The organism is Candidatus Marifrigoribacter sp. Uisw_064 (assembly GCF_047730175.1).
Classification (GTDB): Bacteria; Bacteroidota; Bacteroidia; order Flavobacteriales; family Flavobacteriaceae; genus Marifrigoribacter.
In genome coordinates, this window is the sequence record NZ_CP159833.1 from 553,098 (window position 1) to 569,271 (window position 16,174).

At 28.1% G+C, this 16,174-nt stretch carries 15 protein-coding genes; 6 read left to right on the forward strand and 9 right to left on the reverse strand.

What is annotated here, in order from left to right; genetic code table 11:
- Nucleotides 1-54: 54 nt before the first annotated feature.
- On the forward strand, nt 55-738 hold the full coding sequence (locus ABXT64_RS02460; protein ID WP_443633803.1) for a cell division ATP-binding protein FtsE: 684 nt from the start codon (nt 55-57) through the stop codon (nt 736-738).
- Here ABXT64_RS02460 and ABXT64_RS02465 read toward each other — a convergent pair.
- On the reverse strand, nt 735-2,393 hold the full coding sequence (locus tag ABXT64_RS02465) for a S8 family peptidase (protein WP_443633804.1): 1,659 nt from the start codon (nt 2,391-2,393) through the stop codon (nt 735-737). The two genes, ABXT64_RS02460 and ABXT64_RS02465, sit on opposite strands and share 4 nt — an antisense overlap.
- Before the next feature lie 129 nt (nt 2,394-2,522).
- Between ABXT64_RS02465 and ABXT64_RS02470 the strand changes: the two genes are divergently transcribed.
- Nucleotides 2,523-3,416 (forward strand): glycosyltransferase family 2 protein, encoded by an 894-nt coding sequence (locus ABXT64_RS02470; protein ID WP_443633805.1) that lies wholly within the window; start codon nt 2,523-2,525, stop codon nt 3,414-3,416.
- Nucleotides 3,409-4,347 carry a glycosyltransferase family 2 protein gene (locus tag ABXT64_RS02475; RefSeq protein ID WP_443633806.1) on the forward strand — a complete coding sequence of 313 codons (939 nt, stop codon included), beginning with the start codon at nt 3,409-3,411 and terminating at the stop codon, nt 4,345-4,347. The genes ABXT64_RS02470 and ABXT64_RS02475 overlap by 8 nt, the downstream gene beginning before the upstream one ends.
- Here ABXT64_RS02475 and ABXT64_RS02480 read toward each other — a convergent pair.
- Complete coding sequence (locus ABXT64_RS02480; protein ID WP_443633807.1) at nt 4,333-4,752, reverse strand: sugar 3,4-ketoisomerase; 420 nt, start codon at nt 4,750-4,752, stop codon at nt 4,333-4,335. The genes ABXT64_RS02475 and ABXT64_RS02480 overlap by 15 nt on opposite strands.
- Nucleotides 4,739-5,563 carry a glycosyltransferase family 2 protein gene (locus ABXT64_RS02485; protein ID WP_443633808.1) on the reverse strand — a complete coding sequence of 275 codons (825 nt, stop codon included), beginning with the start codon at nt 5,561-5,563 and terminating at the stop codon, nt 4,739-4,741. The genes ABXT64_RS02480 and ABXT64_RS02485 overlap by 14 nt, the downstream gene beginning before the upstream one ends.
- Nucleotides 5,564-5,599: 36 nt before the next feature.
- On the opposite strand from ABXT64_RS02485, the gene ABXT64_RS02490 reads away from it, so the two are divergent.
- Entirely contained in the window at nt 5,600-6,739 is a 1,140-nt protein-coding gene (locus tag ABXT64_RS02490) for a glycosyltransferase family protein (RefSeq protein WP_443633809.1), read from the forward strand.
- A 12-nt stretch (nt 6,740-6,751) separates the two neighbouring features.
- Here the strand turns inward: ABXT64_RS02490 and ABXT64_RS02495 are convergent, their stop codons facing one another.
- The 4 genes from ABXT64_RS02495 to ABXT64_RS02510 are packed head-to-tail and all read right to left on the reverse strand — an operon-like array spanning nt 6,752 to nt 10,563.
- Complete coding sequence (locus ABXT64_RS02495) at nt 6,752-7,312, reverse strand: acyltransferase (RefSeq protein ID WP_443633810.1); 561 nt, start codon at nt 7,310-7,312, stop codon at nt 6,752-6,754.
- Nucleotides 7,313-7,340: 28 nt separating this feature from the next.
- Nucleotides 7,341-8,627, reverse strand: coding sequence for an O-antigen translocase (locus tag ABXT64_RS02500; RefSeq protein WP_443633811.1), 1,287 nt, complete (start codon nt 8,625-8,627; stop codon nt 7,341-7,343).
- Nucleotides 8,624-9,727 (reverse strand): DegT/DnrJ/EryC1/StrS family aminotransferase, encoded by a 1,104-nt coding sequence (locus ABXT64_RS02505; RefSeq protein ID WP_443633812.1) that lies wholly within the window; start codon nt 9,725-9,727, stop codon nt 8,624-8,626. The genes ABXT64_RS02500 and ABXT64_RS02505 overlap by 4 nt, the downstream gene beginning before the upstream one ends.
- Nucleotides 9,724-10,563, reverse strand: a complete 840-nt coding sequence (locus ABXT64_RS02510; protein WP_443633813.1) for a GNAT family N-acetyltransferase — start codon at nt 10,561-10,563, stop codon at nt 9,724-9,726. Before ABXT64_RS02510 ends, ABXT64_RS02505 begins: the two co-directional genes overlap by 4 nt.
- Before the next feature lie 416 nt (nt 10,564-10,979).
- Between ABXT64_RS02510 and ABXT64_RS02515 the strand changes: the two genes are divergently transcribed.
- Both ABXT64_RS02515 and ABXT64_RS02520 read left to right on the forward strand, forming a co-directional pair.
- Nucleotides 10,980-12,059 carry a hypothetical protein gene (locus ABXT64_RS02515; RefSeq protein ID WP_443633814.1) on the forward strand — a complete coding sequence of 360 codons (1,080 nt, stop codon included), beginning with the start codon at nt 10,980-10,982 and terminating at the stop codon, nt 12,057-12,059.
- Nucleotides 12,056-13,207 (forward strand): glycosyltransferase family 2 protein, encoded by a 1,152-nt coding sequence (locus tag ABXT64_RS02520; RefSeq protein ID WP_443633815.1) that lies wholly within the window; start codon nt 12,056-12,058, stop codon nt 13,205-13,207. The genes ABXT64_RS02515 and ABXT64_RS02520 overlap by 4 nt, the downstream gene beginning before the upstream one ends.
- Here the strand turns inward: ABXT64_RS02520 and ABXT64_RS02525 are convergent.
- Nucleotides 13,204-14,691 carry a sulfatase-like hydrolase/transferase gene (locus ABXT64_RS02525; RefSeq protein WP_443633816.1) on the reverse strand — a complete coding sequence of 496 codons (1,488 nt, stop codon included), beginning with the start codon at nt 14,689-14,691 and terminating at the stop codon, nt 13,204-13,206. The two genes, ABXT64_RS02520 and ABXT64_RS02525, sit on opposite strands and share 4 nt — an antisense overlap.
- A complete protein-coding gene (locus tag ABXT64_RS02530; RefSeq protein ID WP_443633817.1) occupies nt 14,678-16,171 on the reverse strand; it encodes a sulfatase-like hydrolase/transferase in 1,494 nt (497 codons plus the stop codon). The genes ABXT64_RS02525 and ABXT64_RS02530 overlap by 14 nt, the downstream gene beginning before the upstream one ends.
- Nucleotides 16,172-16,174: the final 3 nt, after the last annotated feature.

Below are 16,174 nucleotides of genomic sequence, written 5' to 3' on the forward strand. Positions count from 1 at the left end.
ATATCGTTTTCTTTAAAGAACATTAACAATAGTAATTCAACATTAAGCAATCGCATGTCCCAACCTGTTTTATTTTTAAAAGATGCTTCCATTTTTCAAAGAGATAACTTAATATTATCTGATGTTACAGTTTCTATAGCCAAAGGAGAGTTTGTTTATTTAATAGGAAAAACGGGTACAGGAAAAAGTAGTTTTATGAAAACCTTATACGGCGATTTACCTTTAACAAAAGGAGAAGGAGCTATTGTTGGCTATGATTTACCCGATTTAAAGGAAAAAGACATTCCTTTTTTACGAAGAAAATTAGGTGTTGTTTTTCAAGATTTTAAGCTGTTAAATGATCGAACTGTTAAAGACAATTTATTATTTGTTTTAACGGCTACCGGCTGGACCAACAAAAGTGAAATGGAACAACGAATTAATGAGGTACTTGATAAGGTTGCCATGAAAACCAAGGCATTTAAATATCCTTATCAGTTGTCTGGCGGGGAACAACAAAGAATTGCAATTGCGAGGGCATTGCTTAATAATCCAGAATTAATCCTTGCAGATGAACCCACTGGTAATTTAGATCCTCAAACAAGTGTTGAAGTAATGGAAGTATTACAAGACATTAATAAAAATGGCAATACAATTTTAATGGCAACCCATGATTATGCATTGCTTTTAAAATACCCTTCTAAAACTTTAAAGTGTGATGATGGTCAAGTTTTTGAAGTCGTTCAAAAAACAGTTTAATTGGTTGGCTTGTAATATTTATTATTTGGGAATCCTTCTCTTAATTTCAGTTCACATTTTTTCTCTAAATCAGCATCTATTTTTAAAGATATTCTTCCATTAAAATTTGGACTTAACACCGTATTCTTGCCAATAACGATTTTATTTTTTGCAGTTATATTTAATATGGCATCTTCTCTAAATTTTTGATTTCTTATCACTGTTTCTTTTGAAAAAGAAGTAATTGGAAATAACCACCGATAGAAATCCTGATTTTCTATATAGGTTGTTTCATCTTCAGTCATTAATTTATATACCATTTCAACAGCATCTCCTGTATGCATCATTCCTGATCCATATAGTCCTGCCCAAGGTTTATTGGCTTTTATATGATCTATGTTAATTGAAGTCATTTTTAATATTGCATCCACTTCATCAAAAGTTAAGCAAGGCTGCAGAGAAACCATTAAGCCTACTGTTCCCGTTACTAAAGGTGCAATTCCAGAGGTATGTCCATAAAGGCTATATTCTATCTTATTTTCCAATAAATATTTATTATACAAAAGTAACCCTACCCCAGGCCCAAGTATATCCACCTCTGTATTTAAGGTTTTGATACTTACAGGATAAATATATGGGGCTTTAAGCGTATCATTATCTTTAAAACCCATAGTTCTCCCTAAAAAGCCTTTAATGTTAGCGGCATAATATTTTCCATTTTTTTCTTGTTTTTTTATATTATCAAAAACAGATTCGTAACGATGCATTACTGTGGCTACAGATATTACTTTATCATAAGATGCTGGATAGTATCTAACTTTACCTTTAGCTTTTGCCCATGGTTTGTTATGTGCAATTGCAACTACAATAGTACCATTTTCAACCATTTCATAAATGGCATCTTGGGCAGTTTGAGAATAGCTTGTTGAACCCCAACTACAATTAATTACTTTAGCACCCGCATTTGAAAGCTCAACAAGAGTTTGTAAGCTTCTTGTGAATCTAAAAGAGGTTCCATAAATATTACAATCGTAACAAACCCCTGTAAAACCATAACCATTATCTCCTTGCCCTGCAGCTGAGGCTGCAACAGCGTCTCCATGTCCACTGATTTTAGCAGATTCTCTATAAATTGTTGTTTTCCCCTTAAACTCAATATTGTTAGCATCTATACCGGCATCTGAGATTCCAATGATTGTATTTGGATCTCCTGTTGTATAATACCATGCTTTAGGTACACCCATAATATCATAATAATCTAAATAAACCTGAAATCCAATATTCTCACCTAATGTACTTGTAGTGCCATAATCGTTAGGCTCAAATATTTTTTTATCTTCTTCTTCAATAAGTTCGCCAAAATCAAAAGTTTTAGAATCTAGGTTTAATAAATCTTTTAATAGTTGATCATTATTTGCAACGACAAAAAAAGTTTTCTTTAGGGAGGTGCTTTTAACGTTTTTGAAGGTTTTCTTGAATTCAAAAATATTGTATTGATCTAGAACTGATGTTAACTCTGAATCACTTCCTGCATATTTTAATTGATCGGAATCTTTTCTGAATTCGGGTTGAAATAAGGTATCCTTTGCACGAATAAAAAACCAAGAATACTCTTGTGAAAAACAATTTGATTGAAGTCCAAAAAGTATAAGTATCATAATTACAATTCGTTTCATTTCTCAAATATTTTCAACTAATTTATTTAAATAAACTGAAGTATCCACAAGATTAAAATAAAAATTTAGGATTCATAGGTATATTATTTATGAGAATCCTTTTTAATTGTAAATTAGCGACTCAGTATTATGATCTCTATACTCATACCAACATATAATTATTCAATTGTTAACTTAGTCAACACTTTACATCAACAAGTAAGTAAAGCGGCTATTCCTTTTGAAATAATTGTAGTGGATGATTGTTCGAATGAATTAAATATTCTTGAACAAAATAAAAATATCAATTCATTAGAAAATTGTCAATTAATTGAAAACCCTCAAAATTTAGGAAGGACAGCCAGTCGAAACCTTTTATCAAATAAAGCTATCTATAATTGGCTCTTATTTATGGATGCTGATGTCTTACCAAAATACAATGATTTTATAAGTCGTTTTAGCTTATTAGAAAATCAAGATTGCCAAGTAATTTACGGAGGAGTTTGTTATGAAGAAAAAAGACCCGAACTTGATAAAATATTACGTTGGGTGTATGGAATTAAAAGAGAAACAAAAAGTGTGAAGAATAGAATAAAACAACCCTATTTCATTATTTCTCAAAATTTATTAATTAAAAAAGATATTTTTACAGCTTCAAACACTTCAAATTTAAATGCATACGGCCTAGATATATTATTTTCAAATAATCTTTTAAAAAACAATGTGATAGTAAAACATATTGATAATCCTGTATATCATTTTGGTTTAGAAAACAGTTTAACTTTTTTAGACAAATCATTAAAGGCTGTAAAAACTACTTATTTACTAGAAGAAAACAATCAAATAGACAAAAACCTAAGGCCTCTTCAAAAGGTATTTCATATACTTAAGAAATGGAAATTAATAGGATTCTTACGTTTTTTAACAGACCTATTTAAAAACCCTATAAAGTCTAATTTACTTTCAAAAAATCCTTCCATGTTTTTATTTGATTTATATAGACTGCGCTATTATATAAAACTAAAAAATAATAAAAGTGTCTAGGTTTTCAGTTGTCATACCATTATTTAATAAAGAAAAAGATATTTTCTACACACTTACTAGTGTCTTTAAACAAACGTTTAAAGATTATGAAATCATTATTATAGATGATGGTTCTACAGACTCTAGTGTTGATTTAATACGTGAATTAGCGCATAAAAACATTCGTCTTTTCTCTAAAAAAAATGAAGGTGTTTCGATTGCTAGAAATTTTGGGGTTGAAAAAGCAAACTTTAAGTATATCGTTTTTTTAGACGCTGATGATTTTTGGTATCCTAATCATTTAGAAAATCTTAATGTATTAGTTGAAACATTCCCGACTCATTTATGGTTTGCGTCTTCTTATGAAAAAAAGCATTCAAATAAATTAATATCACCTATGTACTCTCCAATTTTAGAAAAAGGAAAAAGTTGGTCTGGAGAGGTATCAGATTTTTTTAAATACAGCTATATTGATTGCCTTGCATGGACTTCATCTTTATGCATGCATAAAGGTTTTTTCAAGTCTTTGAGTGGATTCGATTCTAGAATTACCCATGGAGAAGATACAGATTTATGGATTCGTGCAGCCCTTAAAGAAAAGTTAGTTTTTTCAAATACAATAACAGCTCAGCATAATTTAATTAGTAGTAATCGATCTTCTGTTGTAGATATGAAAAATAGAAATAATCTATTTTTTGAAAAATTTGAAAATGAAGAAGAAGAGAATTCAGCTTTAAAAAAGTATTTAGATCTCAACAGATATTCATTAGCAATTAAGCATAAACTATCTAATGATCAAGGTACTTTTGAAAAATTATTAAAAAATATAGACCCTAGTAATTTAAATAAGAAACAACTCTTTTTATTAAAACAATCAAAAGTTATTTTAATACTTCTATTAAAAATTAAATCTATAATCGAAAATTTTGGATTGCGTTTAAGCTCCTTTTAATGCTTTAAAATCTTTATATTCTCTAATATAATCTTCTTCTTCAAATACTCCTGAAGATAGCACTAAACAAACTGCTCCTGAAGAAAAATCCTCTAATTCACGCCAAATTCCTGTTGGAATTAATAATCCCTTATTAGGTTTATTTAATAAAAATGATTTTTTTGTCACTCCATCATCTAAGGTTACATTAAAACTACCGCTTAATGCAACTAAAAACTCTAATTGTTCTTTGTGAGCATGCCCTCCTCTATAAGAATCACTAGGGACATCAAATAAATAATAAACACGTTTAATTTCATATGGTATCGTATCTTTTTCGATAACCGCTAAATTTCCTCTTACATCTGTAATTTTAGGTATATCATGAAACATGATAGAATCAACTGTATTTTTAATTTCTTTCATTTTTTAATACTTTAAAATTTTCAATTCCTTTAAATCCAATTTTAATTTTACTCATTATTTCACTTAGGGAGATGTATTTTTTTCTTAAAAGAAATAAAACAAATTTCAATACCCAAAAGTAAGCTATATTTCCATATTTATAAGTATTTAAAGCGCCTCTTGCATACATATATCGATTGCTTTGCACCTCATCACTAGACGATATAGATTTATGAATTGAAATTGATTTATTAACAAACCACAAGGGTATCCTTTTCTTTTTTGCTTCGGAAAGAAAAACATAATTTTCACCATCTTCAAAGGTAGCACCTAAACCGAAATGCTCGTCAAATATTACACTTTTTAAATTATCTTTTTTTATTGAAATTTCAATAGAAAGAGTTTTTCTAATCATATACTCATCTAGAAATTTAGGATTAGAGGGGTATTTCCAATAGCTTTTATTATTCGTAGTTAGCGTTTGAAAAGTAATTATAGGGTAATCGTGTGTATGATGTGCCTTCAATATTTCTTTGTCAAATCCCTCTATAAAGACAATATCATCATCTGCAATTAAACAAATAGGTTGTATTGCATTCTTAATCGCAATATTTCTGCTTTTAGAAAGTCCTTTTTCAAAAGAATTAATAACTCTAATAGTAGAGTGTTTAGAAGTAAGCAACTTATCTTCAGACGTCTGGTTAACAATTAACACATTAAAATCTAAATAATTATGATTTAAAAACATCGCAGTTAAAAAATCTAACGATGTTCTATGCATCGTTGAAATTAAAATCTCTAATTCTATACTTTTATCTTTAACTTTAGACATTAATTGTTTTCTTGCAAACAAATGTATAAAATATAGATGAGGATTTTATTAATTGGTGAATACAGTAGGCTTCATAATTCATTAAAAAAAGGATTAGTTGAGTTAGGGCATGAAGTTACCTTAGTAGGTACGGGAGATTTATTTAAAAATTATCCTGTTGATATTTCTATAAAACCCACACTATTTTCATACAGAACTATTCCTTTATTTATAAGGAAAGTATTTCTACGATTAATAAAAAGAGATTTGGCGCTATGGGAAATAGGATATCGATTTCAGAAGGTACTTCCTAAATTAAAAGGATACGATGTGGTACAATTAATTAATTCACATAGTATTGGAACCTTTCCAAAAAAAGAAAAAAAATTATTAAAAGTCCTTTTTCAGCAAAACAAAAATATTTTTTTAATGGCTTGTGGTGATGATTACCCCGTAATTAAACATTATTTAGAGGGGAATGAACGGTATCATATTCTTACCCCACATTTTGAAAGTAAAGGCAAAATTAAAGCTGAATTTGCTTTAAAGTATATGACTACACCTTATAAAGACTTATTCTATTTTGCCTATAATCATTCGAAAGCTGTTATTCCAAGTGATATTGATTATAAACTACCCTGGGCGAGTTGGAATAAGGTGATGACTGTGATACCCAATCCAATATTGATTCCTGAATACTACCAACCAATTGAATGTTTGAATAGAAAAATTATCATCTTTTTAGGAATTAACACGCTTAACTATACGAAGAAAGGATATCAATATTTTGAAGAAGCACTTAATAAACTAGCCGAAAAACACGCTGATAAAGTAGACATTAGATGTACAAAAAACTTACCTTTTAATGAATATGTACATCACCTAGAGTCTTGTGATATTTTGTTAGATGCTATTTTTCAATACGATCAAGGCTACAATGCATTAGAAGCAATGGCTAGAGGTAAAGTAGTTTTTACAGGCGCCGAAAAAGAATTTGAAGAGCATTATCAACTTAAAAATAAAGTGAATATTAATGCTTTACCAGATGTCGATAGTATTTATACTGAATTAGAACAGCTTATCTTAAATCCTGAAAAAATTAATGAAATTGGGGAAAATGCTCGCTTATTTATAGAAAAAGAACACAATCATAAAAAGGTAGCTGAAAAATATATAAATACTTGGGAGCGCTTCTAACAAATGAAATCTTTATAAATTCTTAATAATCTTAGCTGGTGAACCTGCTATCACCACGTTTCCCGGACAAGATTTAATGACCATCGACCCATTAGCCACTACAGAGTTTTCACCAATTGTAACCCCTTTCAAAATGGTTACATTATTACCAATAAAAACATTTTTTTCAATAATAACTTCTCTTGGATTAGGGTCGGTTTCTTTCCTTTTAGTGATTTCTAAATTATGAAATGCACTGTCAATTATATGACAATTAAACCCAATTAAGGCATTATCTTTAATAGTAATTGCTTTTTCTGAAATCATAGAAAAACCATTACTTATATGAATATTGTTACCAAAAAAAATCTTTGAATTTAAAGTTCTTGCTTCAATATATGCATAGCTATTATAAAATAAAGGAGAGTTAATAACTCCAACATTGACATTATCACCAAAGTTAATAGCACCTTCTCCTCTTAATACCACAGGCTGATATGAAGTAAGTGTCCCCTTTATATTTTTATTGTTTGAAAAAAAAGAATACTTTACTTTTCTACAAAATAAAAAAAATTTAATTATTAATCTTTTCAAGACTTTTATTTAGATTTATAAATATACATCATTCTAATTTATGTTGCTTTTTAAAACTTCTCATTACTAAATAAAAGACAACAAATAGAAGAATTAGATATCGAATAAAATGCCCCATTACTACACCCTCTACACCATAAATATTAGATAAATAATATGCAAGAAAGTAAAATAATACAATAGATAACAATTCTGAAAAAATGAAGCTCTTTACCATTTTCTTTGCAAAAAATTGATTCCCTAATACGATCGTTGCTAGTCGTAAAAAATCTCCTAATAATTGCCATTTAAATAAAGGTTTCATCGCAACATAATCAACAAATATATAATCTACAATTAAATGCCTTCCATAGTAAATTACTATCATTCCAACAGCAAATAAGGGCAAAAGTGTTTTGTAAATATTTCCTGTTTCCTTTAAAAAATCTTTTTTATTATATATTCCTGTAAATTTTGGGATTACATATAATGTAAAGATTGCTCCAGAAAACACCATGTAGTTTTTTGAAAGTGTTGTCATTCCTGTCCAAACATCTGCCCCTTCATTCCCAATATTAGCTTTTATCATCCCTCTAATATCTACTTCAAGAAAACTTAATAAAATAGTTGACACAAATGACATTAATGAAAATGCCAACAAACTTTTTGCTAAAGGTGTTTTAAATTTAATTTTTGAAAACTGCACATATTCTCTTAATACTTTTACAAAAATAAAAAGCATTACTGCTACTTGAATGATCGGTATTAAAATTATTGCTATTAATACTCCATCAAGGTCATATTTATATAAAAACCAAATTGTAAAAATTGATGAAATTAAATAAGCTAATAATTCAATCTTTGCGAAATCTTTATATTGAGACAACCCATTTACAACACCATTAAATATTCTTTGGATACTAATAAATGGTGCAATTACAGCAATTATCTTTATAATGTAACTGTATTCTGTAGAATAAAAAAAATAATTACTTATAGGTTCAGAAAAGAAAAATAAAACTATAAAGGTAGATACACTCCCAATGATTACAAAAACAAATGCAGTTGAAAACAACCTTTGTAATTCATCTTTATCTTCCTTGTGTTCTGCTACATATTTTACAATTCCATTAAAGATTCCTAAGGAGGTAAATGAAGTTAGAATTTGCATTAGATTTCGCAGCGAACCTACTTTCGCATAGCCTCCACTTACAAGATTTTGTGTAAGTTCTCTTTGTATAAAAAAACCTATAAAAAGCCTAATTAAAATTACTCCAGCATTTAGTGAAGTCATTTTTAATAATAAATTTTCTTTTATAAATTTAGGTAGCTTCAATTATATGAATTTAACACTGAAATAATAAAAATAACATCATTATCTGTAAGAATTGGACTTATTGGTATACTTACCACCTCTTTATGTATGCTCTCTGTTATTGGAAAAAGTAAGTTTTTGTATTCTGAAAGTGCTTCCTGTTGATGTGGCGGGATAGGGTAATGGATTAAAGTTCCAATATTATTCGTCTTTAGATGTTCTATAAATTGTTGTCTTTCTGCTACCTGAATTACAAACTGATGAAATACATGATCCTTTGAATTATTAAAATTAGGTAACTTAATTTTTTCATTTTTAATCCCAGATAAGTATTTTTTTGCAATCTCTACTCTTCGGTTATTATCTTGATCTAATAAAGGCAGTTTTATTCTTAAGAAAGCAGCTTGAACCTCATCTAATCGAGAATTAATACCTACATATTCATTTACATATTTTGATGAAGAGCCATAATTTCTAAGTTTCTTAACAACTACAGCTAACTCGCTATTATTAGTAGTAACCGCTCCAGCATCACCTAAAGCTCCTAAGTTTTTTGTTGGGTAAAAACTAAAACCTGCAGCATCGCCAAGGTTTCCTGCGTAATTTCCTTCATTATTACTAGCTCCATGTGCCTGGGCTGCATCTTCAATTACCAACAGATTGTATGATTTTGCAAAGTTCAAAATCTCTTTCATCGGTGAAAGTTGCCCATATAAATGTACAGGCATAATAGCCTTTGACTTTTCTGAAATTGAAGCCTCTAATTGCTCCAAATTAAAATTAAAGGTATTTCTTTCAGATTCGACTAATACAGGTATTAATCCTGCTTGTTTTATTGCTAAAACAGTAGCTATATATGTATTGGAAGCAACTAAAACCTCATCCCCTTTATTTAAATCTCCTAAAATTATATACCCTTCTAAAATTAGTCTTAGGGCATCTAAACCATTCCCTACACCAATACAATGAGTAACACCACAATAGGCTGCATACTCTTTTTCAAAAGCGGTTACATTTTTACCAAGCACATAGTAACCCGAATCTAAAAATGAAGTAAACTTCGCTTTAAATTCGTCTTCAAAACGTTGGTTAATTTTATAAAGATCTAAAAAAGGTATCATAAAAATAAGTTATTTAAAAGTATATGATTTTTAGTTGAAATTTCAAAAAATTCATGAACAATGCTGCGAGCTCCAAAACTTTCCTTCCAAGTTAATAAGCCTTCATTTATTTGTTGGCCTTGATTTTCCATCGAAATTCCAAAATCAAAATATTTCTTATTAGGATATTTTTCATTGACCAAATAGTTAAATAAAAAGTCTAAACTTCCTAATTGTTGCTTTTGATTATTGGCAGAAATATATTGAACGTGCGCTACATTTTTAGTTTCGAAGATGGTAGCCCCTGCTACAACCTTATCTTCATGATACACGTTAAATTGTTTAATATTTTCTGGAAAGCATTTTTTAAGGTTATTAATTTCTGAGCTTGTATGAACAGGATTCGTTTTATGGTTTTCTTGTAAATTCGGAATTAATATTTCATTCCAGAATGAAGTTAAACCTGTTTCTTCTTTTACAATTAAATTATTCTTTACCCCTTTTTTAATTCCTCTTTTTCGATTTGAAGAAAACATTTTCAAATCATGAGAATTATCAATGACTGAAGATATATCTTTTCTTATTAATTGTGCTTCCGCTTTAAATAATAGGTAGGAAATTTCATCACTAGGTACCATCGAATAAATAGTAGGCAATAATTTTAAATGTAGTTTTTTGATGCTATTCTTTTCTAAATAAATCAAAAGTGAATTAAATACTTGAAAAACATCGTTGAACTTCACCTTAGTATTAAAAAGTAAACCTCCATAACTTAGCCCTTGATGTGAATAAATAATATTGTTATGTATATTCGCTGGTAATAATCCAATAAGCTTGTCATCTTTATAAAATAACAATGAATTATCCTGAAACTTATCTTTATGATATTCTAAAAAATCTCTTTTAAAAAGAAAGGTAGCATTTTTTGAAGTATCAATAAATTGATTCCATATATCTTTGTAATCAATTGTATATTTTTTTATTTTATAAATAATTTATAATTTAATGGTAAATCTAAAATAATTATTAATTTTAACCTGCTTTTCTTTAATATAAAAAATTGAAAAAAATAAATATTCTAAAAAAAATAAAAAATAAAGAAAACATCCTGGTGCTTTTGGCGTTTATTTTCACCTTTATTTTTTTAGTAAATAAACCCCCTATTTACTCCCCTGACACCTACGGGTATTTACATGTAAACATTTCTAGATACCCTGTATACATTTTATTTATAAGAGGGTTCCAATTTATTTTTGGTAGTTTTTTTGAGGTTATGATGGTTTCTTTTCAATTAGTATTTAGTATTATTTCAATAAGCATCATTTATAAAAACTGCAAGGAACTTTTAAACTTAAATATTTGGTTAAAAACTCTTTTATTTGTCATCTTATTATTTCCTCTTTACCCTCGTTTATATATTGCAAATAACCTTGTTTCTGAAGGATTAGCTTACCCTTTATATTTGTTATTAATTTCATTCATTATAGATTTTTTATATAGAAATAAATCTATAAAAGTAATCCATCTTTCTATTACACTTCTTATTTTATCATTGACAAGAGGGCAATTTTTTTTTATATCCATAATCGTAGCACTTTTATATGTATTAAAATTAAAAAAAGATACATTTAAAAAAGGAAATGTATTCAGCTTATTATTACTAATAATAGTGCCTTTTTTAATTACAATTGTTGATAGTTCATTTAAAAAAGTAGTATACGGTTATTATGTAAAAACTCCATATAGTTATGTTAATGCCATTACACTGCCACTATTTGTTTCTGAACTTAAGGACACTATTGACATAAAAAATGAAGATTATAAAAAAATATTTATAAAATCATATCAGCGAATAGATAGTTTAGGATTATTAAGCTCAAAGATAAATGGAACAAAAGAAGAAAAATACCAGGTTTTTCATGATAATTTTCCCTTAATATGTAATCAAAATATACATGACCAAGGAAAGTTATATTATCTTAACATAGACAGCACTCCCCACTTAAATTCTATTAAAACAGAATTAGCTTGTAAAGCTATGTTTCCTGTACTCGTTAAAAATCATTTTAAAGAATGGGTGATAATTTATTTTACAGGAATGATACATGGCTTCTTTGAATCTATTGTATTACTGTTTTTCTTTTTATTTACATTAATCTATGGGGGATTAATAACTTTAAGAAATTATACAATTAATAATAGCCTTCTCTTTTTGAGCTCATTACTAATTATTTCAAATTCAATGATTGTTGCCTTAGCATGTCATTCTATTTCAAGATATTTGTTCTATAACTATTTTTTAGGTTTTATAATATTCATTTTAATTTTTAAAAAAATAACATCAAAAATATGAGCCTTGAATTATCGGTTGTAATGCCATGTCTAAACGAAGCTGAAACCTTAGCAACCTGTATTAAAAAAGCACAAGCGTTCCTTGAAAGAGAAAACGTGAACGGTGAAATTGTTATTGCAGATAATGGAAGTACTGATGGTTCTCAAAAAATTGCAGAACATTTAAATGCGCGTGTAATTAATATTCCTGAGAAAGGGTACGGAAGTGCTTTAAGGGGTGGTATAGAGGCTGCTAATGGCACTTATATAATTATGGGTGATGCAGATGATAGTTATGATTTTAATGCCCTTATGCCCTATTTAATAAAATTAAGAGAAGGATATGATTTAGTCATGGGTAATAGGTTTAAAGGAGGCATCAAAAAAGGAGCGATGCCTTTTTTACATAAATACCTTGGAAATCCAGTATTATCTTTTATTGGACGATTATTTTACAAAGCAAAAATTGGTGATTTTCATTGTGGATTAAGAGGGTTCAGCAAAGAAGCATTCCAAACCATGAAATTAAAAACTTCAGGAATGGAATTTGCATCCGAAATGATTGTAAAAGCGAGTTTATTAAAATTAAATATTACAGAAGTAACCACCATATTATCTCCAGATGGACGATCTCGTCCACCTCATCTAAATACCTGGAAAGATGGATGGAGACATCTACGTTTTTTAACATTATACAGCCCAAAATGGTTGTTTTTATACCCTAGTTTAATTTTAATGTTTTTTGGGTTTATTTTTTCAGCTATTTTAATTAAATCCCCTCTTAATATTGGCTCTATTACTTTTGATGTGAATACATTATTATTTACAACAAGTTGTTTTTTAATTGGGTTTCAACTTTTATTATTTTATGGCTTAACAAAAGTCTTTACCGTAGAAAATGGTTTGCTTCCAAAATCTAAAAAGTATGATACATTATTTAGATATATAAATTTGGAAAAAGGGCTTTTACTAGGAATAATCATAGTAATTATTGGTGTATTTTTAAGTCTTTATGCCTATCATAATTGGAAAGAATTAAACTTTGGAAACATTACAAACTCAAACACTTTAAGAATTGTTATACCGGCTGTCACTTCAATTTTACTTGGAGTACAGACTATACTATTTAGCTTATTTTTTAGTATTTTAGGTCTAAAAAATGAATCCTAAAGAGCCTTAAATATAATTTCCCCTGTATCATTAATGTATTGATAGACTCCATTAAACTCTTCATCTTTTAATATAACAAAACTTTCATTAGGCTGTAAATGTTCTAGATAAGATATATCATCACATAAATAAGAAAAAAGAATTCTAAATATATTTACCGAGGAAGAAAAAGACGTATCAAAATCAGGTGCATTACCATCTGGCCAATGTATCGCTAGAATACTCGTAAATATAGAATATATTTTATCTCTATCTTGAGTTTTTATATAGGCTTGTCCTGTAAAATCCATACCTACAAAACCACCATGGTCAGCCATTATAACAATAAGTGCATTAGAATCATTTTCTTTAATAGTAGTAATTGTTTTAGTCAATGTTACGTTTGATCTATTAAGGCTTTCGTTCCATAACTTTCTCTCTTCTTCTTCTCCTAAAGTATCAAACTTATTACCATGTATATGCCCTGGGTTAAAAATTTCAATAAAGAAAAACTTAGAGGCATTACTATCTGTTTCGATAAAAGTTCTTAAAGGACTTATAATATCTTTTCTTTCTCCTAAACCTGTTCCAATATATGAGATATTCTTATAATCAAAATTACATTCATCATAACCAATTTTAGGTCTATTCAATAATAAATAGGGCAGTTCAGTTATAAAATGTGTTTTGTAATTGTTATTTTTAAAAATATCTAACACTGTATTTTTTGTTATAATTATATTCCTTGTTTTTATTGCTTCACTAAAACTTACCCCTTTATTATAATAATGATGCTTCATCATAAAAGTAGCACTGTTTGAGGAAAGTGTAGAAGCATAATTACTTCTGAAATTATTATAATATTTAAAATTATTTTCTTCTAAAAAAGCATCAAAAACACTATTATCTATGTTATAATTTTTCTTTTTTAATTCTGAAGCGTTCGCATATCCATCAGGTTGTATAAAGTAAACATTAGGCCTTTTTGTGAAAACAGCTTTTTCAATAGTATCCGGTTGTTGCATCCATTCATCTGAGTAATTTAATTGTCTGAAAATTGAAGGAGCTATTGTAAATAAACCGATGCAGGCTAAAATTAATTGAATTACAACTATTTTCTTCACCTGTTTATTTAGAATAAGAGTAAAGCCTAAAGACGCCACAAAAACAACAATAATTGCCTTATAATTTAATCCAGCATAGTTACTTATTGTCAATAAGAAGAGAAAAATAAATGCGCTTAAAAAAGGTAAGATATATTTTCCAATTTTTCCTAACCATTCTTTTTTAACTATGAAATTCGCAAGTAAAAAAAGAAGCACAGGACAACATAAAAAGTAGAAAATAAAATAGATCACATGTCCCCATGTATTTACTAGGGGATAATTATTACTGAAATAAAATAATGTGGGATACAATCCTGTAGCTAACCCAAATAAAACAGGGTGCTTTTTTTCACTAGAAAGAAATGTTTCTAATTTATTTCTTTTTTTATTTTGTCCCATTATATTTTTCAAAATTAATATTCCCGTCAGAATCAATATATTGATAGATTCCTTTTGGAGCTCCTTCATTAATAATTATATAACTTTCGTCTTCTTGTAAAGAGTCTAAATATTTTTCATTTTCACTTAAATATGAAAATAATATTCTAAATAAATTCACATTACTTTTAAACATTGAATCATACTTTGGCGCATCTTCATTAGGCCAATGGATCATTAATATCGAACTAAACAAAGAATATATTTTATTTTTATCTATGGTTTTTTCATACACTTGTTCATCAGGCATTCCAACATATCCACCATGATCGGACATTACAACAATTAGTGCATTAGCATCCTGTCGCTTAATAATTTCTATTAATTCGCGTAGTTTTTTATTTGATTCTTCAAGTTTTTCTAACCAATAAATCCTTTCTCCTTCTACTCCGTTTTCATTTTCTTTTTGAATATGTCCTGGATCAAAAACTTCAATAAAGAAAAACTTAGGTCTATTAGCATCAATATTAATATACTTTGCAAGAGGCTCTGCTACATTCTTTTTACGACCCCAACCTTTTCTACCTATATAAGGAATCTCATCATAACTAAAATTGCAAATATCATATCCCATTTTTGGCCTATTTATCAATAAATAAGGCATTTCTGTTAAAAAATGTGTTTTATAATTATTCTTTTTAAAAACCTCTAAAACGCTATTATTAGAAATGATTTTATTTCTACCATTAAAAAACTCTTTAGTATTTGACATGTTATTATAATAGTGATGCTTCATCATAAAAACAGAACTATTAGATGTAAGTGTAGAATAATAATTACTTCTAAAGTTTAAATACTTTTTAAACTTATTTTCTTCCACAAAATTTTCAAAACTACTATTATCGTACTTATATAATCCTGTTTTTAATTCTGAAAAATTGACGTATCCATCGGGTTGTATAAAATATACATTCGGTTTTTTTGTAAAAATCACTTCTTCTATATTATCAGGTTGTTTCTCCCATTCTGTAGAATAATTTAAATGATCGAAAATCCTTGGGACCACTGAAAAAATACCGATTATAATAAAGATATATTGAATTATTATAATTTTATTTAGATACATATATAAAAATCTTGCAGAAACTAATGCTGTAAGAAAAATAATAAGCGCTACTTTTTTATGAAAACCAGCGTAATAGCTAATCATCATAAAAAAAAGAAAACCAAATATATTTAAAAATGGAATGTAATACTTTTTCCATTTACTAAAAACTAGTAGCTTTTGTAAACGATGTACAGTTAAAAAGAGAATAACGGGAATGAACAGATAAATTAAAATAAAATAAAATAGATGTGACCAGGTATTAACTAAGGTATAATTATTTGAGTATAAAAATAACAAAGGATATAAACCTACTGCTAATGCAACTAAAACAGGGTGTTTTTTGTCATTTGATAAAAACCTTCTAACAATACTCTGTTTATTTTTAGATGCCATCTA

Coding starts and splice junctions, on each gene's coding strand:
- ABXT64_RS02460 (WP_443633803.1), top strand. CDS start 55: ATGTCCCAACCTGTTTTATTTTTAAAAGATGCTTCCATTTTTCAAAGA.
- ABXT64_RS02465 (WP_443633804.1), bottom strand. CDS start 2,393: ATGAAACGAATTGTAATTATGATACTTATACTTTTTGGACTTCAATCA.
- ABXT64_RS02470 (WP_443633805.1), top strand. CDS start 2,523: ATGATCTCTATACTCATACCAACATATAATTATTCAATTGTTAACTTA.
- ABXT64_RS02480 (WP_443633807.1), bottom strand. CDS start 4,752: ATGAAAGAAATTAAAAATACAGTTGATTCTATCATGTTTCATGATATA.
- ABXT64_RS02485 (WP_443633808.1), bottom strand. CDS start 5,563: ATGTCTAAAGTTAAAGATAAAAGTATAGAATTAGAGATTTTAATTTCA.
- ABXT64_RS02490 (WP_443633809.1), top strand. CDS start 5,600: ATGAGGATTTTATTAATTGGTGAATACAGTAGGCTTCATAATTCATTA.
- ABXT64_RS02505 (WP_443633812.1), bottom strand. CDS start 9,727: ATGATACCTTTTTTAGATCTTTATAAAATTAACCAACGTTTTGAAGAC.
- ABXT64_RS02515 (WP_443633814.1), top strand. CDS start 10,980: ATGATGGTTTCTTTTCAATTAGTATTTAGTATTATTTCAATAAGCATC.
- ABXT64_RS02520 (WP_443633815.1), top strand. CDS start 12,056: ATGAGCCTTGAATTATCGGTTGTAATGCCATGTCTAAACGAAGCTGAA.
- ABXT64_RS02525 (WP_443633816.1), bottom strand. CDS start 14,691: ATGGGACAAAATAAAAAAAGAAATAAATTAGAAACATTTCTTTCTAGT.
- ABXT64_RS02530 (WP_443633817.1), bottom strand. CDS start 16,171: ATGGCATCTAAAAATAAACAGAGTATTGTTAGAAGGTTTTTATCAAAT.